Source organism: Streptomyces sp. NPDC048290 (assembly GCF_040652095.1).
Classification (GTDB): Bacteria; Actinomycetota; Actinomycetes; order Streptomycetales; family Streptomycetaceae; genus Streptomyces.
The window spans coordinates 136,202-155,400 of the sequence record NZ_JBEZLM010000007.1; the positions used below are offsets into that span (position 1 = coordinate 136,202).

The window sequence follows — 19,199 nt, forward strand, 5'->3', positions numbered from 1 at the left end:
GCGCCGTTCGTCTGTCCTTCGTACGCGTTCGTACGCCGTCGTACGTCCGATCGGTTACCGACCCGTTCTTCTCTCCTACTGATCCACAATCAGTCACGCAAGAGGGGAATCGGGGCATGTTGGGGTAGTGAATGAAGCAAATCCGTTCCCAGATCGGTCAGTTGTGGTGCTGAATGGGAAGTGCGGGGATACGCAACGGCGCACGCCCGGTACCGCGGGAGGGGTGTGCGCACCTGGCGGCTGAGAGGGGTTTGTTCGTGTCTTTCCCACACGGCACCACATCGACGACGACTGCGATCCCACCATCGCTCTCTCTCCCGGTGATCGAGTCGGAGTTTCCGCGGCAGCTGCACCCGTATTGGCCCAGGCTCCAGGAGAAGACCCGCACCTGGCTGCTGGAAATGCGGCTCATGCCGGCCGACAAGGTGGAGGAATATGCCGATGGACTTTGCTACACGGATCTGATGGCCGGGTACTACCTCGGGGCCTCCGACGACGTTCTCCAGGCGATAGGCGACTACAGCACCTGGTTCTTCGTCTGGGACGACCGCCACGACCGGGACATCGTGCACCGCCGCCCCGAGTCCTGGCGCCGGCTGCGGCAGCGCCTGCACACCGCCCTGGACGCCCCCGGGGACCATCTGCACGACAAGGACCCGCTGGTGGCGGGGTTCGCGGACAGCGTGGCCCGGCTGCTGTCGTTCCTCCCGGGGGGCTGGGCGGCGCGCTTCGCCCGGCACTTCCACGCGGTCATCGACGCGTACGACCGCGAGTTCCACAACCGCACCGAGGGGGTCATCCCGGGCGTCGAGGAATATCTCGCGCTGCGCCGGCTGACCTTCGCGCACTGGATCTGGACGGATCTCCTGGAACCGGCCGCGGGGCTGGAGCTCCCACGTCCGGTGCGCAGAAATCCCGCTTTCCGGCGGGCGGCGCTGCTCAGCCAGGAATTCGCCGCCTGGTACAACGATCTCTGCTCGCTGCCCAAGGAAATCGCGGGCGCCGATGTGCACAATCTCGGGATCAGTCTTGTCACCCATGAGGGACTGAGCCTGGAGGAAGCGGTCGCGGAAGTAAGGCGCCGGGTCGAGGAATGCATTTCTGAATTCCTGGTCGCCGAACGCCAGACATTGCGGTTCGCCGAGGAACTCGACGCCGACGGCACGGTCGCCGGAAAAGAACTCGGCGGCGCGGTCCGTACCTGCGTCGCGAATATGCGGAACTGGTTCAGTTCCGTCTACTGGTTCCACCACGAGTCCGGCCGATACATGGTCGACAGCTGGGACGACCGGTCCACGCCCCCGTACGTCAACAACGAAGCGGCAGGTGAGAAATGACCGTCGAGTCGGCAAGGCCCGAAACCACCGCCCCCGGGCCCGACGAACTGCGTGAACCGCCCCTCGCGGGCGGCGGAGTGCCGGTCTTCGGACACGGCCTGAGACTTGTGCGCGATCCGCTCGGCTTCATGTCCGGGCTGCGCGCCCACGGCGAGGTGGTCCGGCTGAGGCTCGGCCCGAAGACGGTGTACGCCGTCACCACGCCGGAATTGACCGGAGCGCTCGCGCTCGACCCCAACTACAAGATCGACGGCCCGCTCTGGGAGTCCCTGGAGGGGCTGCTCGGCAAGGAGGGCGTGGCCACCGCCAACGGCCCGCGCCACCGCCGCCAGCGCCGCACCATCCAGCCCGCCTTCCGGCTGGACGCCATCCCGGCGTACGGCCCGATCATGGAGGAGGAGGCGCACGCGCTGACCGAGCGCTGGCAGCCGGGCGAGACCATCGAGTGCACCGGCGAGGCGTTCCGGGTCGCGGTGCGGGTCGCCGCGCGCTGTCTGCTGCGCGGGGAGTACATGGACGAGCGGGCGGAGCGGCTGTGCGACGCGCTCGCGGTGATCTTCCGGGGCATGTACCGGCGGATGGTGGTGCCGCTCGGCCCGCTGTACCAGGTACCGCTTCCGGCCAACCGCGAATTCAACCGGGCCTTGGCCGATTTCCATCTACTGGTGGACGAGATCGTCGCCGAGCGCCGGGCATCCGGTCAAAAGCCGGACGATTTGCTGACGGCATTGCTGGCGGCGAAGGACGATAACGGCGACCCCATCGGGGAACAGGAGATCCACGACCAGGTGGTCGCGATAGTCCTGCCCGGCAGCGAAACCGTGGCGTCCACGATCATGTGGCTGCTCCACATCCTCGCCGAACACCCGGAGCACGCGGACAAGGTGTGCGCCGAGGTGCAATCCGTCACCGGCGGGCGCCCGGTCGCATTCGAGGACGTCCGCAAGCTGACCCACACCAACAATGTCATCGTCGAGGCGATGCGTTTGCGCCCGGCCGTATGGATACTGACCCGCCGTGCGGTGGCGGACGCCGAACTCGGCGGGTATCGCATTCCGGCGGGGGCGGACCTCATCTACAGTCCGTACGCGGTCCAGCGCGATCCGCAGTCGTACGACGAGAACCTTCGCTTCGATCCCGACCGGTGGCTTCCGGAACGCGCCAAGGAGGTTCCGAAATTCGCCATGAGCCCGTTCAGCGTGGGCAATCGGAAGTGTCCCAGTGATCACTTCTCGATGGCCCAGTTGACGCTGATCACGGCGGCGGTGGCCGGCAAGTACCGGTTCGAACAGGTGCCCGGCTCCGACGACACCACCCGGCTGGGCATCACCCTGCGGCCCAACCGGCTGCTGCTCACCCCGGTCGCCCGCTAGCGGACCCGGTTCAGGCGGCCTCCGGGCCTCGGAACGTGCGCCGGTAGGCGTGCGGAGTGGTGCCCACCGTCCGCAGGAACTGGTGGCGCATCGCCGCGGCCGAGCCGAAACCGGTCCGGGCGGCGATGGCGTCCACCGTCTCGTCGGTCGCCTCCAGCAGCCGCTGGGCCAGCAGCACCCGCTGGCGCAGGATCCAGCGGTAGGGCGTGGTCCCGGTCTCCTGCTGGAAGCGCCGGGCGAAGGTGCGCGGTGACATGTGCGCCCGCGCCGCCAGCTGCTCGACCGTCATCTCCTCGGCGAGGTGCTGGTCCATCCAGGCCAGTACCTCGCCGACGGTGTCGCAGGACGAGAGGGGCAGCGGCCGTTCGATGTACTGGGCCTGGCCGCCGTCGCGGTGCGGCGGGACCACCATCCGGCGGGCGATCCGGTTGGCCACCTCGGTGCCCTGCTCCCGGCGCACGATATGCAGACAGGCGTCGATCCCGGCGGCCGTGCCCGCCGAGGTGATCACGCGGCCGGCGTCGACATAGAGCACGTCGGGCTCCACGATCGCCCGCGGGTAGCGCAAGGCCAGTTCCTCGACATGGCGCCAGTGCACCGCGCAGCGCCGGCCGTCCAGCAGTCCGGCGGCGCCCAGCACGAACGCCCCGGAGCAGACGCTGAGCACGGTCGCACCGCGATCTACGGCCCTGACCAGCGCGGACAGCAGCGCGGGCGGATAGTCCCGGACGAGGTACTCGCTGCCCGCCGGTACGGCGATGAGGTCGGCCTCGTCCAGCCGGTCGGGACCGTGCGGGGTGGCCACGGTGAAGCCGGGGACATGGGTGGTGAGGGTGGGGCCCTCGGCGGAGACGACCGCGAAGTCGTAGACCGGGAGCCCCTCGTCGCTGCGGTCGAGGCCGAAGACCTCGCAGACGACCCCCAACTCGAAGGGATGGACACCGTCGAGCAGCGCGACGGCCACGTTCTTCAACATGCGGCCAGTGTGCCGCGCCACTGGCAGGAAATCGAGGGTGTGCGGCAGTCCTGCCACTGTCGGTAAGGAGCATTCGGCGCGACAGTAATGTCATGACTAGCGCACAGACAGAAGGACTCCTCGGCCTGCTGGCCGTCCTCGGCATCCTGCTTCTCGTGAGCCTCCCCGGGCTGATCGGCGCGGTGCGCGAGCTGCGCATCGACCGTCAGCTCAGGGAGGCGGAGCGAGGTGACGAGCCTCAGAAATCCTCGTCCAGGTCGACCGTGCCCTCCACGGCCACCTGGTACGCCGACGGGCGGCGCTCGAAGAAGTTGGTCAGTTCCTGAACGCCCTGCAACTCCATGAAGGAGAACGGGTTCTCCGAGCCGTAGACCGGTGCGAAGCCCAGCCGGGTCAGCCGCTGGTCGGCGACGCACTCCAGGTACTGCCGCATCGACTCCGTGTTCATCCCCGGGAGGCCGTCGCCGCACAGGTCACGGGCGAACTGCAGCTCGGCCTCGACGGCCTCCCGCAGCATGTCGGTGACCTCCTGCTGGAGCTGGTCGTCGAACAGCTCCGGCTCCTCCTTGCGGACCGTGTCCACCACGTCGAACGCGAAGGACATGTGCATGGTCTCGTCGCGGAACACCCAGTTGGTGCCGGTGGCCAGGCCGTGCAGCAGACCCCGGCTGCGGAACCAGTAGACGTACGCGAAGGCGCCGTAGAAGAACAGGCCCTCGATGCACGCGGCGAAGCAGATCAGGTTCAGCAGGAAGCGGCGGCGGTCGGCCTGGGACTCCAGCTGGTCCAGCTTCTCGACCTCGTTGATCCACTTGAAGCAGAACGCGGCCTTCTCGCGGATGGAGGGGATGTTCTCCACCGCCGCGAAGGCGGCGTTGCGGTCCTCCGGGTCGGGGAGGTAGGTGTCCAGCAGCGTCAGATAGAACTGGACGTGCACGGCCTCCTCGAACAGCTGCCGGGACAGGTAGAGCCGCGCCTCGGGCGAGTTGATGTGCTTGTACAGCGTCAGCACCAGGTTGTTCGCCACGATCGAGTCGCCCGTCGCGAAGAACGCGACCAGCCGTCCGATGAGGTGCTGCTCGGCGGGGCTCAGCTTGGCGAGGTCGGCCACGTCCGAGTGGAGGTCGACCTCCTCGACCGTCCAGGTGTTCTTGATGGCATCCCGGTAGCGCTCGTAGAAGTCGGGGTAGCGCATCGGCCGGAGCGTCAGCTCGAAACCGGGGTCGAGCAGGTTCTGGGTGCGGCGGGACGGCTGGGACGGGGTGGACATTACTGGCATGCCTCGCAGGACTCGGGGTTTTCCAGGGAGCAGGCGACCGCGTCGGGGTCGGCGACCTGCTGGACGGGGATGGTCTTCTCGGCGCGCGCCTGGCCCTGGGCGGCCCGCGCGATCCGGGTCGCCGGGCGCGACCGCAGGTAGTACGTGGTCTTCAGCCCCTGCTTCCAGGCGTAGGCGTACATCGACGACAGCTTGCCGATGGTCGGCGTCTCCAGGAACAGGTTCAGCGACTGGGACTGGTCCAGGTACGGGGTGCGGGCGGCGGCCATGTCGATCAGCCCGCGCTGCGGGATCTCCCACGCCGTGCGGTACAGCCCCCGCACCTCCTCGGGAATCCACGCGAAGCCCTGCACCGAGCCGTTGGCCTCGCGCAGCGCCTCACGGGTGCGGGCGTCCCACACACCGAGGTTCTTCAGATCCTGCACCAGGTACGAGTTGACCTGGAGGAACTCGCCGGACAGGGTCTCGCGCTTGAAGAGGTTGGAGACCTGCGGCTCGATGCACTCGTAGACACCGGCGATGGAGGCGATGGTCGCGGTCGGGGCGATGGCCAGCAGCAGCGAGTTGCGCAGCCCGGTGACGGCGATACGTTCCCGCAGCGCGCTCCAGCGCTCCGGCCAGGACTGCTCGACGCCGTAGTGGTCGGGGTGCAGCACACCGCGCGCGGTACGGGTCTTGTCCCAGGCCGGGAGCGGGCCGTGGCGCTCGGCGAGGTCGGCGGACGCCTCGTAGGCGGCCAGCATGATCCGCTCGGCGATCCGGGTGGACAGCGCCTTCGCCTCCGGCGAGTCGAACGGCAGCCGCAGCTTGAAGAAGACGTCCTGGAGGCCCATCGCGCCCAGGCCGACCGGGCGCCAGCGGGAGTTGGAGCGGCCCGCCTGCTCGGTCGGGTAGAAGTTGATGTCCACGACCCGGTCGAGGAAGGTCACGGCGGTGCGGACGGTCTCGTCCAGCCGCGCCCAGTCGATGTCGCCGGTGGCCTGGTCGACGAAGGCGCCCAGATTGACCGAGCCGAGGTTGCAGACGGCGGTCTCGCCGTCGTCGGTGACCTCCAGGATCTCCGTGCAGAGGTTGGAGGAGTGCACGACGTGGCCGGGCTCGGCGGTCTGGTTGGCGGTGCGGTTGGCGGCGTCCTTGAACGTCATCCAGCCGTTGCCGGTCTGCGCGAGGGTGCGCATCATCCGGCCGTACAGCTCGCGCGCGGGGAGCGTCTTGCGGGCCAGGCCACGGGCCTCGGCGGCGCGGTAGGCCGCGTCGAAGTCATCGCCCCACAGGTCCACCAGCTCGGGCACGTCCGCCGGGGAGAACAGCGACCAGATGCCGTCCGTGTCGACCCGGCGCATGAACTCGTCCGGCACCCAGTGCGCCAGGTTCAGGTTGTGCGTACGGCGGGCGTCCTCGCCGGTGTTGTCGCGCAGCTCCAGGAACTCCTCGATGTCGGAGTGCCAGGTCTCCAGGTAGACCGCCGCCGCGCCCTTGCGCCGCCCGCCCTGGTTCACGGCGGCCACCGAGGCGTCCAGGGTCTTCAGGAACGGCACGATCCCGTTGGAGTGCCCGTTGGTGCCCCGGATCAGGGAGCCGCGCGAACGGATGCGGGAGTACGACAGACCGATGCCGCCGGCGTGCTTGGAGAGCCGGGCGACCTGGTGGTAGCGGTCGTAGATGGAGTCCAGCTCGTCCTTGGGGGAGTCCAGGAGGTAGCAGGAGGACATCTGGGGGTGTCGGGTGCCGGAGTTGAACAGGGTGGGGGAGGAGGGGAGGTAGTCCAGGCGGCTCATCAGACCGTAGAGCGCGGTGACCTCGTCCAGCGCGCGGGCGCTGTCGTCCTCGGCGAGTCCGGCGGCGACCCGGAGCAGGAAGTGCTGGGGGGTCTCGACGACCTTGCGGGTGATGGGGTGGCGCAGGAGGTAGCGGCTGTGCAGGGTGCGGAGCCCGAAGTAGCCGAAGCGGTCGTCGGCGGCCGGGTCGGTGAGGGCGTCGAGGCGGGCCGCGTGCAGGGTGACGAAGGCGGCGGTGCGGTCGGCGATCAGGCCCTCGCGGTGGCCGACGGCGACGGACTCGGTGAAGGTGGTGACGCCCTGGCTCGCGGCCTCGGCGGCGATCGAGATCGTCAGCAGCCGGGCGGCGAGCCGGGAGTAGGCGGGGTCCTCGGAGATCAGTCCGGCCGCGGCCTCGGTGGCCAGCTCGCGCAACTCCGCCTCGTCCGCGCGGGCGGACCGGCCGCGGAGCGCGGCGGCGGCCACCCGGCCGGGGTCGGTGTCGGGGAGGTCGGCGGTCAGCTCGGTCAGCGTCCGCAGCAGCGCGGCGCCTGGACCGTCGCTCTCCACAGGGGTGACTACTGAAGCCGGGTCGGCTGGCGCGATCGTCACGTGGGGCTCTCCCTCGCTCGGCACGGGGCCTCGGGGAGGGCAGGGGTCGGTGGCTCACGAGCGCGCGGGGCGTCGCGTCCACCGGCCCACTCCGCGAGGCCCGGACGTCATGGCACCCGGACCGGATGGCCGGGCGCGCCGTCGGCAGGTCCTCGGACTGGCCAAGTACGCGAATGCGTACATGTACACCGTTGCGGGACAGTTCCGGATTCGCACCGGATTCCCCTGCGGGCGACAGCGAGCATGAGCATACATCTTGTGCCGCGCTGTCGGGTCACCCCCACATGTTGTGTCGCGCCGGTTTCACAGTGTCAACTCGTAGGTGAGGAGAGTGAGGTCGTCCAGGTGTGGCAAGGGATTCCAGTCCCGGTGCGGGGTGCGGACGAAACCGAGGCGTTCGTAGAGGCGGTGGGCGGCGTGCATCTCGCTCTGGGTGGAGAGCACGATGCGGGTGGCGCCTGCCGCGCGGGCTATGCAGGCGCGGACGAGGGCCTCGCCGATGCCGTGGCCCCGGGCGGTGGGGGAGACGGCGAGCATCCGGATCTCGGCCTCGTCGCCGGCCGCGATGTCGGCCATGGGGGTGTCTCCCTGTGCGACGAAGGTCACGGTGCCGGCGACTCCGTCGGGTGTGTCGGCGACGAGGATCTCGGCGTGCTTGGCTCGCCGGGCGACGTCTTTGAGTACGGGGAGGTAGGGATCGTCCCCGCCGTATTCGAGATACCCCTCACTGAGATAGCTGTCGGCCACGAGGTCGCCGAGGCGGGGGTATTCGGCGGGGGTGGCGGGGCGGATGGTGAGGTGGGTGGAGTGCATGGGGGGAGTTTGCCGGGTGGGGTGGGGTGGGGGCGGCTGATTTTTTGGGGGGCCTGGCGTGGGTGTTCGGCGGTCGGTTGTGGTGGGCTGGTCGCGCAGTTCCTCGCGCCCCTGAGGGGGTGAGCGCGGTGTGTCGTCTGCGGGCCGGTGGTCGCTTGTTGCGCAGTTCCCCGCGCCCCTGGGGGGGAGTGGGGCGGGCGCGGTGTGTCGGGTGCGGGCCGGTGGTGGTTCTTCGCGCAGTTCTCCCCCAGAGGGGGCACCCCCACCCCCAGAGGGGGTACCCCCAGCGCCCCTGGGAGGTGGGTGGCTTGGTCTGGTGTGTTGGGTGCGGGGCGGGTGGTCGCTTTTTGCGCAGTTCCTCGCGCCCCTAGGCGGGGCGTCCCCTGGTCCAGAGTTCCTCTGCGTGGTCGTGGAAGCGGGCTGTCATGCCGGTGTCGCCGTGGCGGCGTAGGTGCAGCAGGGGGGAGTCGTGGCCTACCAGGCGGGCGAGATGGGGGGTGACGAGTACGTCGTCGTCGAAGCGGAAGACGCTCAGGCTCACGTGGTTCACGGCGTCTTCGGGGGACGAGTAGCGGGTCTCCAGTCCGTCCAGCGGGCCCAGTCGCGTCAGTTGCTCCAGGGTGATGCGGATGCGGGTGGAGACGGTCAGGGCGGTGTCCTCCACCGTCTCGCGCTGCCGGGTCACTTCCCCCTCGGGGTCGCCGAGCAGGAAACGGACCCGGACTCCTGACGCGATCTTGCGCCGCAGGGTCTCGGGGAAGGCCGGGACGGAGGTGAAGAAGAAGTAGTTCGTGTAGCCCGAGAGGAAGATCTCCTGGGTGGCCCCCTGGACCAACTCGGCCCAGAGCGTCGACGGCGCGGCGGAACGGTAGGGATAGCTGTGCAGGATCTCCCGGTCCGTCCTGTTCTTGATACGGGCCTTCATCGCGGCTGGCCAGATCATTTCCTCGTCCACTTCCCGATCCGCCCCGAAGGGCTACTCCGGTGGGCGGTTGTACTTGTCCAGGGTCGCCTTGTTCGTGGAGGGGTCCAGTAGCCGTAGCTCCCACGGGCCGGTGTTCACGTCGAACTCCTTCCCGAAGCCGACCCACTTGCCCGCCATACGGCGGCCGGTCGGCTCCACGAGCATCTGGAGCGCGCCGAAGTACCGGGCGCCCCGGTAGTAGCCCTCCGTGGAGGTCTGCTCGGTCCAGGTGCCGGTGACGGTGCTGCCCTCCAGTTGGAGGTCGAGCGTGAGCGGGCTGTCGGGGTTCAGGGAGGCGCCCGGCAGGCTGCGGCCCGTGATCCGGTTGCCGTGCTGGAGCAGGACGACGTGATGCTTGCCGGTGAAGACCTGGTTGCCCCGGCCGCTGGAGACGTATTCGTAGGTCGACTGCCAGACGCCGGAGTGGTTGCCGTGCGGATTCGGCTGCCCGGCGGGGGACGCGTCGGCCCGGGGGATGCCTATCGGCGAGCCCTGGAGGTCGTGCCCGCCACTGCCGTCCTCGGAGACGCGGACCAGCACGGGGGAGGGGAAGCCCAGGGACTCGATCGGCAACCCGGTCACCAGCTCCAGGGCGCGCGCGTACAGGGGGCGCGGCGCGGCCGTCGTGCCGCTCTCCCAGCGCTGCACCAGCCGCTTGGAGGCGTCGTTGGCCGAGCCCAGCCGCGTCCCGGCGTCGCGGATCGCCCGCGCGAACTCGTCCTGACTCATGAGCAGCCCCATGCGGACCGCCCGAAGGGTGCTGTTCGGTGTCGTCATGCGATCACGGTAGCCCTGAGACGACGTCAATGACACCGGAATGACGCCTCTTGTGTCGCCGATATGACGTCGCAAGCGTCGTCGCGCGGCTCCTTGTCGCGGCGCGAGGGTGATCGTGACAAACCCCCGCGACCGCGTGAACGGTCCGGGGGCGTGGCCATCAGCGTCTGAGGAGCTGACGACGGTGAGCATTATGCATACGTTCTTAAAAGGGGTGCTGGCATTGTTCCTTCCGCCTTCCGGCAGGCGGCGTGCCGGTGTCTGCTGTCGCTGTCGGAATCCCGTGCCGCGCGGGCGCGCCCCCCGTTCCCGGTGTGAACTTCCGCCCCGTATCCCCGTCCAGCGGGGCCCCCGGTGAACGCCGGTACCCCGCCCGCGCCCGGTGCCTCCCGCCTCACCGTCGAGACCTACCGGGTGCGGCCGGACGGTGAGCGGGTCGGGCCCTCCCGGGTCTGGAGCTACCTGCCCGGACCCGGCCCCCTCGTCATCGACTCCCACCGCTGGCCCCCATGCCGCTGCCCCCGCTGCCGGAGCAAGCCGTAGCCGGGAGGTGGGGTGCCGCCCCGAGCACGCGGAAGGGCACCCCACGCCAGGTCCCGCTCAGCAGCAGCGGAACCCCTCCCGAGGGTCCGCCTCCTGGCGATCCGTACGCATCCGTTCGAAGTCCCGCCGCGACGGCACCACCGCCTCCGGACACCCCTTGCGCAGATGCGCGCAATAGCGGTCGTACGCCGACTCGTCCGTCAATTCGCGCAGGTACCAGCGGACGCCCTCAGCCGTCCGTCGCAGTGCTGACCAGCGGACGCCCTCAGCCGTCCGTCGCAGTGCCGACCAGCGGACGCCCTCAGCCGTCCGCCGCAGTGCTGACCGGCGGACGCGCTCAGCGGTCCGCCGCAGTGCCGACCGCAGCATGGGCCGCCTCCTCCTTCTCCTCCTGCGTCGGGAACAGGCCCGCCGGGGCCACGATCTTCGACTCGACGTACGGCGCCTCGCTCAGCGTCGACAGCGCCGGACGGCGGATGTGGCGGACGCAGACCCGCGCCGCGTCCGCGATGACGATGATGATCAGGAGGGCCAGTATCGCCGTCAGGACGCCGTCCACCGTCGAGTTGGTCACCACCGTGCGCATGTCGTCCATCGTCTTCGCCGGGGCCAGTACCTCGCCCCGGTCGATCGCGTCCTGGAAGACCTGGCGCTGCTTGAAGAAGCCGACCTTGGGGTCCGAGGAGAAGACCTTCTGGTAGCTCGCGGTGAGGGTGACCGTGGCGTCCCAGATCAAGGGGATGCCGGTGATCCACGCCCACTTCAGGCGGCCGGATTTGATGAGGAGGGTCGTGCAGATGGCGAGGGCGACCGCCGCCAGGAGCTGGTTCGAGATGCCGAAGACCGGGAAGAGCTGGTTGATCCCGCCGAGGGGCTCGTGGACGCCGACCCACAGGAAGTAGCCCCACAGGCCGCAGACGATCGCGCTGGTGATCACCAGGCCCGGCTTCCAGCTGATGTTCTTGAACGGCTTGTAGACGTTGCCCAGCATGTCCTGGAGCATGAACCGGCCCACCCGGGTCCCGGCGTCGAGCGCGGTCAGGATGAACAGCGCCTCGAACATGATGGCGAAGTGGTACCAGAACGCCCGTAGTCCACCGCCCGTGACCTGGGCGAAGATCTCCGAGACCCCGACCGCGAGGGTGGGCGCGCCGCCGGTACGGGAGAGCAGGGACGACTCCTCGACGTTCTTCGCGGCCTGCGCGAGGTCCTCCGGGGAGATCGTGTAGCCCCAGCCCGCGACCGCCTGGGACGCGCTCTCGACCGTGGTGCCGATGACCCCGGCGGGCGCGTTCATCGCGAAGTACAGCCCCGGGTCGATGATGCTGGCCGCGACCAGCGCCATCACGGCGACCGCCGACTCCATCAGCATGGAGCCGTAGCCGATCATCCGGACCTGGGTCTCCTTCTGGATCATCTTCGGCGTCGTACCGCTGGAGATCAGGGCGTGGAAGCCGGACAGCGCGCCGCAGGCGATCGTGATGAACACGAACGGGAAGAGGGAGCCCGCGAACACCGGCCCGTCCCCGTTGGAGGCGAAGGGCGTGACCGCGTCCATCTTCAGCGTCGGCATGGCGATGATCACGCCCAGCGCGAGCAGCACGATCGTGCCGATCTTCATGAAGGTGGAGAGGTAGTCACGGGGGGCGAGCAGCATCCACACCGGCAGGATCGAGGCGATGAAGCCGTACGCCACCAGCCAGATGACCAGCGTGGACGGGGCGAGGGTGAAGGTCTCCGCCCACGACGACTCGGCCACCCAGCGGCCCGCGATCAGCGCGAACAGCAGCAGGGCGACCCCGATCACCGACACCTCGACCACCCGGCCGGGGCGCAGCACCCGCAGATAGAAGCCCATCAGGAGGGCGATCGGGATGGTCATGCCGATGGAGAAGGTGCCCCACGGCGACTCGGCGAGCGCGTTCACGATCACCAGCGCCAGCACCCCGAGCAGGATGATCATGATGGCGAACGCGGCGAGCAGCGCCGCCGCCCCGCCGAACGGGCCGATCTCCTCCCGGGCCATCTGCCCCAGCGAACGGCCGTCGCGGCGGGTGGAGAAGAACAGGACGACCATGTCCTGGACCGCGCCCGCGAAGATCACACCGACGATGATCCAGATGGTGCCGGGGAGATAGCCCATCTGCGCGGCGAGCACCGGGCCGACCAGCGGGCCCGCGCCCGCGATGGCGGCGAAGTGATGGCCGAGCAGCACCCGCCGGTCGGTCGGGTGGTAGTCGATCCCGTTGTCCAGCCGCTCGGCCGGGGTCGCTCTGGTCCGGTCGACTCTGAGCACCTTGTAGGCGATGAACTTGGAGTAGAAGCGATAGGCGATGGCGTACGAACCGAGGGCCGCCGCGACCATCCAGACGGCGGACACCTCCTCGTCGCGGGACAGCGCGAGCACGGTCCAGCCGGCGGCTCCGACCAGCGCGACAAGGGTCCAGATGACGAGGGTTCGGGCATTCGCTGTGCGCACGGGTCGTCCTCCCGTCGTATGCGATGACGGGAGGACGCTACGGCAGCCGTGTGATCCGCGCTACGGCGTGAACGGCCATGTCGGGTAAGGGGATTGTGTAAAGCGGACGTACGGCCCTACGCTGCGGGGCGCTCGGGGCGTACGTCCGGACGGACCGGTTCCACTCGGTCGGCCCTATGCCTCCGGTGGTCCTATGTCTCCGGTGGTCCCATGTCTCCGGCGGCGCTACGCCTCCGGTCGCTTCAGCCGTGCCACGAACTTGTACCGGTCACCCCGGTACACCGACCGCACCCACTCCACCGGCTTGCCGTCCCGGTCGAGGGAGTGACGGGACAGCATCAGCATCGGCAGACCCACGTCGGTGCCCAGCAGCCCCGCCTCGCGCGGTGTGGCGAGCGAGGTCTCGATGGTCTCCTCGGCCTCGGCGAGATGGACGTCGTACACCTCGGCGAGGGCGGTGTAGAGGGAGGTGTACTTGACGAGGCTGCGGCGCAGCGCGGGGAAGCGCTTGGCGGAGAGGTGCGTGGTCTCGATGGCCATCGGCTCACCGTTGGCCATGCGCAGCCGCTCGATGCGCAGCACCCGGCCGCCGGGCGTGATGTCCAGCAGTACCGCGAGCCGGTCGTCGGCGGTGATGTAGCCGATGTCCAGCAACTGGGAGGTGGGTTCCAGCCCTTGGGCGCGCATGTCCTCGGTGTACGAGGTGAGCTGGAGTGCCTGGGACACCTTCGGTTTGGCGACGAAGGTGCCCTTGCCCTGGATGCGCTCGAGCCGCCCCTCGACCACCAGTTCCTGGAGCGCCTGGCGGACCGTGGTGCGCGAGGTGTCGAACTCGGCGGCGAGGGTGCGCTCGGGCGGCACGGGGGTGCCGGGAGTCTGCGTCTCCGTCATGTCGAGCAGATGCTTCTTCAGACGGTAGTACTTGGGCACGCGCGCGGTACGGACGGTCGCCCCACCCTCGTTCTCCGCACTGCTGACGTCGGTGGTCATGCTCTGCCTTCCCGGCTCCGGATGCCGAAGCGACCGGCACCCGCCGGACGCGGCTCACATCGTGGCACGGCTTTGTCTGCGCGTGGCCACTCCCGGTTGGCCCGATCGCCCCCAGATGGTCCGCCGCACGTCCGTGATCTCCTCTGTATACCTTCGTGACCCCCGTTGGTCTAGTCCATCACGGCAGGATCACGCGGGTGGTACGCCCGTCGGGACACCCGCAGTGGTACGTCCGATACGTGGCTTGCGCAATGAAAGTTCCCTGCATATCTCGGTGTCATCACGGACACCGGGAGGGCCTATGAGCACCCTTGACAGGCCAATTGGTCTGAGCCAAGCTCCCCGTACTGGTCTACACCATTGGTCCAGGTCCCGGCCCCATTGACGGTACGCACGGCGTTTCGACGAGCACCGCGGGGAGGCAGGGGGGTTTGTGGCATCCCTGAGGAGGGTGGCGTGAAGCGCAAGCTGATATCCGCGATCGGTGTCGCGGCGATGATGGTTTCCATCGCGGCGTGCGGGGGCGACGACGGCGGCGACGGGGGCAGCGGCGGCGAGAGTGCGGCCGCGGGCGACTACGCGGGTCAGGAACTGACGGTCTGGGTGATGGACGGCTCGTCCCCCGACGACTGGCAGGCAGAGGTCGCCGCCGCCTTCGAGAAGGAGACGAAGGCCACGGTCAAGTTCGAGGTCCAGCAGTGGAACGGTATTCAGCAGAAGCTGACCACCGCCCTCTCCGAGGAGAACCCGCCGGACGTCTTCGAGATCGGCAACACCCAGACCCCCGCCTACGCCAAGACCGGCGGCCTCGCGGACCTGGCCGACCTCAAGACCGAGATCGGCGCCGACTGGACCGAGGCGCTCAACAACTCCTCCGTCTTCGACGGCAAGCAGTACGCGGCTCCGTGGTACTTCGCCAACCGTGTCGTCCTCTACAACAAGAAGGTCTGGGCGGACGCGGGGATCACCACCACCCCGAAGACCCGCGACGAGTTCTACGCCAACCTGGAGACCATCGGCGAGAAGACCGACGCCGAGCCGATCTACCTGCCCGGCCAGAACTGGTACCACTTCGTCGGCCTGGTGGTCGGCGAGGGCGGCGAGCTGGTCAAGCAGGACGGCGACAAGTGGGTCTCCAACCTCGACTCGCCCGAGGTGGCCGCCGCCGCGGAGACGTACAAGAAGTTCCAGGCCCTGTCCAAGGCCCCCAAGGACAAGGACGAGGCCACCCCGCAGCAGGGTGAGGTGTTCGCCGAGGGCAACGTCGGCGCCTTCATCGGCATGGGCTGGGAGGCCGGCATCGCGATCGAGGCCAACGCCGCGATCGAGGAGCAGATCGGCTACTTCACCATCCCGGGTCCGACCGCGGACAAGCCCGAGGGCGTCTTCCTCGGCGGCTCCAACCTCGCCGTCGCGGCGGGCAGCCAGAAGCAGGACCTGGCCAAGGAGTTCATGAAGATCATTCTCTCGGACGAGTTCGAGGGCAAGCTCGCCAAGGCCAACGGCGTCATCCCGAACAAGGAGTCGCTCCAGTCCAACCTGGCGGGCAACGCCGCGGCCGAGGCCGCCGCGCCGGCCGCCGCGGGCGGTGGCACCACGCCGCTGATCGCCGAGTGGGCCGCGGTCGAGAACGCGCCCAACCCGATCAAGACCTACCTGACCGCTGTGCTGAACGGGAAGACCCCGGCCCAGGCCGCCGCCCAGGTCGAGGGCGAGTTCAACAAGCGTCTGTCGCAGGAGTAGTCGCACCGGCGCTCCGCGCTCAAGCCGGGGCGGGGGCGGTCCTCGGACCGTCTCCGCCCCGGCGAACGTACGTAGGTCGAGAAGAGAGATCGCGAGCATGACCGTGCAGACCGAACGGCCGCCCTCGGATCAGGTGCCGATCCGTAAGACGCAGGCCGACCGCCCCGGCACACCACCGAGGCGCGCGGGCGCCTTCCTGCCGTACCTGCTGCTCCTGCCCGCCGTCGTGGCCACTGTGCTGCTGCTGGGCTGGCCGCTGCTGAAGGACGTCCTGCTGTCCTTCCAGAACCTCAACATGGCGCAGCTCATCCAGCGCGTCACCGAGTGGAACGGCCTCGACAACTACAAGGAGACCCTCACCGGAGAGGACTTCTGGCGGGTCACCCTTCGCTCGATCCTGTTCACGGCGGTCAATGTCGCCCTGATCATGGTGCTCGGCGCCCTCATCGGTCTGCTGCTCGCCCGGCTGGGCAAGAAGATGCGGATCGCCCTGATGATCGGCCTGGTGCTGACCTGGGCGATGCCCGTGGTCGCCGCCACCACCGTCTATCAGTGGCTGTTCGCCCAGCGGTTCGGTGTCGTCAACTGGGTGCTGGACAAACTCGGCTGGCACTCCATGGCCGACTACAGCTGGACCAGCAGCCAGATGTCGACCTTCTTCGTCGTCACCGTGCTGATCGTCTGGATGTCCATCCCGTTCGTCGCGCTCAACCTCTACGCGGCCACCACCACCATCCCCGGCGAGCTGTACGAGGCCGCGGCCCTGGACGGGGCGGGCGCCTGGCGCAGCTTTAGGACGGTCACCATGCCGTTCCTGTCGCCGTTCCTCTACGCCACCACGTTCCTTGAGGTCATCTGGGTCTTCAAGGCGTTCGTGCAGGTCTTCACCTTCAACGGCGGCGGCCCCGACCGCCTCACCGAGATCCTGCCCGTGTACGCGTACGTCGAGGGCGTCGGCAACCAGCACTACGGCATGGGCGCCGCGATCGCCGTACTGACCATCCTGATCCTGCTCGGAATCACCGCGTACTACCTGCGGCTCGTGCTCAAGCAAGAGGAGGAGGAGCTGTGAAGCGCTCGCTCTTCGGCCGTGTCTGGCCCAATGTCACCGCGATCGTCCTCTTCATCGGCTTTGTCTTCCCGGTGTACTGGATGTTCTCCACCGCGTTCAAGCCGACCGGTGACATCATCTCCGAGGACCCGGTCTGGTTCCCGACCGACTTCACCCTCGACCACTTCTCGACCGCGGTCTCGGCGGACAACTTCTGGACGTTCGTCGCGAACTCGTTCATCGTCACCGGCCTCGCGGTCTCCTTCTCGCTGCTGATCGCGCTCGCCGCGTCCTTCGCCCTGGCCCGGATGCGGTTCAAGGGCCGCCGCGGCTTCATCGTCGGCTTCATGATGGCCCAGATGGCGCCCTGGGAAGTCATGATCATCGCCATCTACATGATCGTGCGCGACGCGTCGATGCTGAACAGCCTGGTCCCGCTGACGCTCTTCTACACGATGATGATCCTGCCCTTCACCATCCTGACGCTGCGCGGCTTCGTCGCCGCGGTGCCCAAGGAGCTGGAGGAGTCCGCCATGGTCGACGGCTGCACCCGCGGCCAGGCGTTCCGCAAGGTCATCTTCCCGCTGCTCGCCCCCGGTCTGATGGCCACCTCGATGTTCGGCTTCATCACCGCCTGGAACGAGTACCCGCTCGTCCTGGTCATCAACAAGGAAGCCCACGCGCAGACCCTGCCGCTGTGGCTGAGCAGCTTCCAGAGCGTCTTCGGCAACGACTGGGGCGCCACCATGGCCGCGTCCACGCTGTTCGCGATCCCCATCCTCATCCTCTTCCTCTTCCTCCAGCGCAAGGTCGTCGGCGGCCTCACCGCGGGCGCCGTGAAGGGATAACGCCATCCGATGACGACCATCGCCAGCGAGACCGACACGCTCACGCGTGACGCGCTCACCGTTCTCCAGCCGGGCTTCCCCGGCACCACCGCCCCCGACTGGCTGCTCCGCCGCCTCGGCGAGGGCCTCGCCTCGGTGGGCCTGTTCGGCCGCAACATCGCCACCCCCGAGCAGCTGACCGCGCTCACCGCCCAGCTGCGCGCCGAGCGCGACGACGTCCTCGTCGCCATCGACGAGGAGGGCGGCGACGTCACCCGCCTGGAGGTCCGCACCGGCTCCTCCTTCCCGGGCAACCACGCCCTCGGCGCGGTGGACGACACCGACCTCACCCGGGACGTGGCCTACGAACTCGGCCGCCGGCTCGCCGAGTGCGGGGTCAACTTCAACTGGGCCCCGTCCGCGGACGTCAACTCCAACGCCGACAACCCGGTCATCGGGGTCCGCTCCTTCGGCGCCGACCCCGCCCTGGTCGCCCGGCACACCGCCGCGTACGTCCAGGGCCTCCAGGCCGCGGGCGTCGCGGCCTGCGTCAAGCACTTCCCGGGCCATGGCGACACCGCCGTCGACTCCCACCACGCGATGCCCCGTATCGACGTGGACGCGGACGTGCTCGCCGCCCGCGATCTCGCCCCCTTCCGGGCGGGCATCGCGGCGGGCAGCCTCGCCGTGATGAGCGCGCACATCCTGGTCCCCGCGCTCGACCCGGACCGCCCGGCAACGCTGTCATCCGGCATCCTGACCGGACTGCTCCGCCGCGAACTCGGCCATGACGGCCTGATCGTCACCGACGGCATGGAGATGCAGGCCATCTCCGCCACCTACGGCATCGAACGCGGCAGCGTCCTCGCGCTCGCCGCGGGCGCCGACGCCATCTGCGTGGGCGGCGGCCTCGCCGACGACGAGACGGTACGACGGCTGCGGGACGCCATCGTCGCCGCGGTCCGCTCCGGCGACCTCCCGGAGGAACGCCTCGCGGACGCGGCGGAGCGGGTGCGGGGGCTGGCGCGCTGGACCCGGGACCCCGCGCGGGGCGTTGCGCCGGGGACGGCTTCCGTCCCCCGTGACATCGGCCTGACGGCGGCGCGGCGGGCCCTGCGGGTGACGGCGGCGGAAGGTTTCTCCCCGCTGACGTCGGCGCCTTACGTGGCGGTGTTCTCGCCGGTCGCCAATATCGCCGTCGGGGACGAGACCCCGTGGGGACCGGTGGCGGACCTCGCGGAACTCCTCCCGGGCACCGAGTCGGGCACGTACTCCGGCCCCGGCGCGGCGGCGGAGACCCTCACGGCGGAGATCCTCGCGGCGGCGGGCGGGCGCCCGGTGGTCGCCGTGGTCCGCGACGAGCACCGGCACGACTGGATGTCCGACGCGGTGACGGCCCTCCTGGCCGCCCGCCCCGACACCACGGTGATCGAGATGGGCGTCCCCCAGGCCCCGCCCCGGGGAGCGCTGCATGTGGCGACCTACGGCGCGTCGAGGGTGAGCGGGCGCGCGGCGGCGGAGGTGTTGGCGGGGGAGTAGGGGGGCGGTGGGTGCGTTGCCGGGTGCGGGTGTGCTGTGGCTGGTCGCGCAGTTCCTCCGCCGGAGGGGGGACCTCCAGCGCCCTGTGCCTTCAGGGGCGCTGGGGGTACCCCCTCCGGGGGAGGAACCGCGCACGGCT

Annotated in this window: 16 protein-coding genes and 1 riboswitch; of the genes, 7 read left to right on the plus strand and 9 right to left on the minus strand. The window is 69.2% G+C overall.

Going from position 1 to position 19,199, the window contains the following annotated elements:
- Window positions 1-320 precede the first annotated feature (320 nt).
- Both AB0D49_RS14210 and AB0D49_RS14215 read left to right on the plus strand, forming a co-directional pair.
- Complete coding sequence (locus AB0D49_RS14210; RefSeq protein ID WP_362756151.1) at window positions 321-1,337, plus strand: multidrug MFS transporter; 1,017 nt, start codon at window positions 321-323, stop codon at window positions 1,335-1,337.
- A complete protein-coding gene (locus AB0D49_RS14215; RefSeq protein WP_362756154.1) occupies window positions 1,334-2,710 on the plus strand; it encodes a cytochrome P450 in 1,377 nt (458 codons plus the stop codon). The genes AB0D49_RS14210 and AB0D49_RS14215 overlap by 4 nt, the downstream gene beginning before the upstream one ends.
- Window positions 2,711-2,720: 10 nt before the next feature.
- Here AB0D49_RS14215 and AB0D49_RS14220 read toward each other — a convergent pair whose 3' ends face one another.
- The 6 genes from AB0D49_RS14220 to AB0D49_RS14245 all read right to left on the minus strand — a co-directional run bounded on the left by AB0D49_RS14220 (window position 2,721) and on the right by AB0D49_RS14245 (window position 9,888).
- Window positions 2,721-3,686: a helix-turn-helix domain-containing protein gene (locus AB0D49_RS14220; RefSeq protein WP_362756157.1), complete on the minus strand. Its 966-nt coding sequence runs from the start codon at window positions 3,684-3,686 to the stop codon at window positions 2,721-2,723.
- 238 nt (window positions 3,687-3,924) lie between these two features.
- A complete protein-coding gene (locus AB0D49_RS14225) occupies window positions 3,925-4,965 on the minus strand; it encodes a ribonucleotide-diphosphate reductase subunit beta (protein ID WP_362756161.1) in 1,041 nt (346 codons plus the stop codon).
- Window positions 4,956-7,334, minus strand: coding sequence for a ribonucleoside-diphosphate reductase subunit alpha (locus AB0D49_RS14230; protein ID WP_362756164.1), 2,379 nt, complete (start codon window positions 7,332-7,334; stop codon window positions 4,956-4,958). The genes AB0D49_RS14225 and AB0D49_RS14230 overlap by 10 nt, the downstream gene beginning before the upstream one ends.
- 147 nt (window positions 7,335-7,481) lie before the next feature.
- Window positions 7,482-7,559, minus strand: a riboswitch (cobalamin riboswitch).
- A gap of 78 nt (window positions 7,560-7,637) precedes the next feature.
- Window positions 7,638-8,147: a GNAT family N-acetyltransferase gene (locus AB0D49_RS14235; RefSeq protein ID WP_362756167.1), complete on the minus strand. Its 510-nt coding sequence runs from the start codon at window positions 8,145-8,147 to the stop codon at window positions 7,638-7,640.
- Between the two features lie 367 nt (window positions 8,148-8,514).
- Window positions 8,515-9,090: an XRE family transcriptional regulator gene (locus AB0D49_RS14240; RefSeq protein ID WP_362756170.1), complete on the minus strand. Its 576-nt coding sequence runs from the start codon at window positions 9,088-9,090 to the stop codon at window positions 8,515-8,517.
- A gap of 33 nt (window positions 9,091-9,123) precedes the next feature.
- The gene (locus tag AB0D49_RS14245; RefSeq protein WP_362756173.1) at window positions 9,124-9,888 is read right to left on the minus strand and encodes an XRE family transcriptional regulator; all 765 of its coding nucleotides are present in this window, start codon (window positions 9,886-9,888) and stop codon (window positions 9,124-9,126) included.
- A 354-nt stretch (window positions 9,889-10,242) separates the two neighbouring features.
- Between AB0D49_RS14245 and AB0D49_RS14250 the strand changes: the two genes are divergently transcribed.
- Complete coding sequence (locus AB0D49_RS14250; RefSeq protein WP_362756176.1) at window positions 10,243-10,431, plus strand: hypothetical protein; 189 nt, start codon at window positions 10,243-10,245, stop codon at window positions 10,429-10,431.
- Between the two features lie 57 nt (window positions 10,432-10,488).
- Here the strand turns inward: AB0D49_RS14250 and AB0D49_RS14255 are convergent, their stop codons facing one another.
- From AB0D49_RS14255 to AB0D49_RS14265, 3 genes are all read right to left on the minus strand, one after another.
- A complete protein-coding gene (locus tag AB0D49_RS14255) occupies window positions 10,489-10,677 on the minus strand; it encodes a YbdD/YjiX family protein (protein WP_362756897.1) in 189 nt (62 codons plus the stop codon).
- A gap of 91 nt (window positions 10,678-10,768) precedes the next feature.
- A complete protein-coding gene (locus AB0D49_RS14260) occupies window positions 10,769-12,910 on the minus strand; it encodes a carbon starvation CstA family protein (RefSeq protein WP_362756179.1) in 2,142 nt (713 codons plus the stop codon).
- A 225-nt stretch (window positions 12,911-13,135) separates the two neighbouring features.
- On the minus strand, window positions 13,136-13,900 hold the full coding sequence (locus tag AB0D49_RS14265; protein ID WP_362756182.1) for a GntR family transcriptional regulator: 765 nt from the start codon (window positions 13,898-13,900) through the stop codon (window positions 13,136-13,138).
- A gap of 456 nt (window positions 13,901-14,356) precedes the next feature.
- On the opposite strand from AB0D49_RS14265, the gene AB0D49_RS14270 reads away from it, so the two are divergent.
- The 4 genes from AB0D49_RS14270 to AB0D49_RS14285 all read left to right on the plus strand — a co-directional run bounded on the left by AB0D49_RS14270 (window position 14,357) and on the right by AB0D49_RS14285 (window position 19,060).
- A complete protein-coding gene (locus AB0D49_RS14270; protein ID WP_362756185.1) occupies window positions 14,357-15,643 on the plus strand; it encodes an extracellular solute-binding protein in 1,287 nt (428 codons plus the stop codon).
- Between the two features lie 97 nt (window positions 15,644-15,740).
- On the plus strand, window positions 15,741-16,715 hold the full coding sequence (locus tag AB0D49_RS14275; RefSeq protein WP_362756188.1) for a sugar ABC transporter permease: 975 nt from the start codon (window positions 15,741-15,743) through the stop codon (window positions 16,713-16,715).
- A complete protein-coding gene (locus tag AB0D49_RS14280; RefSeq protein ID WP_362756191.1) occupies window positions 16,712-17,542 on the plus strand; it encodes a carbohydrate ABC transporter permease in 831 nt (276 codons plus the stop codon). Before AB0D49_RS14275 ends, AB0D49_RS14280 begins: the two co-directional genes overlap by 4 nt.
- 9 nt (window positions 17,543-17,551) lie before the next feature.
- Window positions 17,552-19,060 carry a glycoside hydrolase family 3 protein gene (locus AB0D49_RS14285; RefSeq protein WP_362756194.1) on the plus strand — a complete coding sequence of 503 codons (1,509 nt, stop codon included), beginning with the start codon at window positions 17,552-17,554 and terminating at the stop codon, window positions 19,058-19,060.
- The last annotated feature ends 139 nt before the right edge of the window (window positions 19,061-19,199 follow it).

Bases quoted from the DNA above. Each gene is read 5' to 3' on its own strand.
- AB0D49_RS14215 (WP_362756154.1), top strand. From the start codon at position 1,334: ATGACCGTCGAGTCGGCAAGGCCCGAAACCACCGCCCCCGGGCCCGAC.
- AB0D49_RS14220 (WP_362756157.1), bottom strand. From the start codon at position 3,686: ATGTTGAAGAACGTGGCCGTCGCGCTGCTCGACGGTGTCCATCCCTTC.
- AB0D49_RS14225 (WP_362756161.1), bottom strand. From the start codon at position 4,965: ATGCCAGTAATGTCCACCCCGTCCCAGCCGTCCCGCCGCACCCAGAAC.
- AB0D49_RS14235 (WP_362756167.1), bottom strand. From the start codon at position 8,147: ATGCACTCCACCCACCTCACCATCCGCCCCGCCACCCCCGCCGAATAC.
- AB0D49_RS14240 (WP_362756170.1), bottom strand. From the start codon at position 9,090: ATGATCTGGCCAGCCGCGATGAAGGCCCGTATCAAGAACAGGACGGAC.
- AB0D49_RS14245 (WP_362756173.1), bottom strand. From the start codon at position 9,888: ATGACGACACCGAACAGCACCCTTCGGGCGGTCCGCATGGGGCTGCTC.
- AB0D49_RS14265 (WP_362756182.1), bottom strand. From the start codon at position 13,900: ATGACCACCGACGTCAGCAGTGCGGAGAACGAGGGTGGGGCGACCGTC.
- AB0D49_RS14275 (WP_362756188.1), top strand. From the start codon at position 15,741: ATGACCGTGCAGACCGAACGGCCGCCCTCGGATCAGGTGCCGATCCGT.
- AB0D49_RS14285 (WP_362756194.1), top strand. From the start codon at position 17,552: ATGACGACCATCGCCAGCGAGACCGACACGCTCACGCGTGACGCGCTC.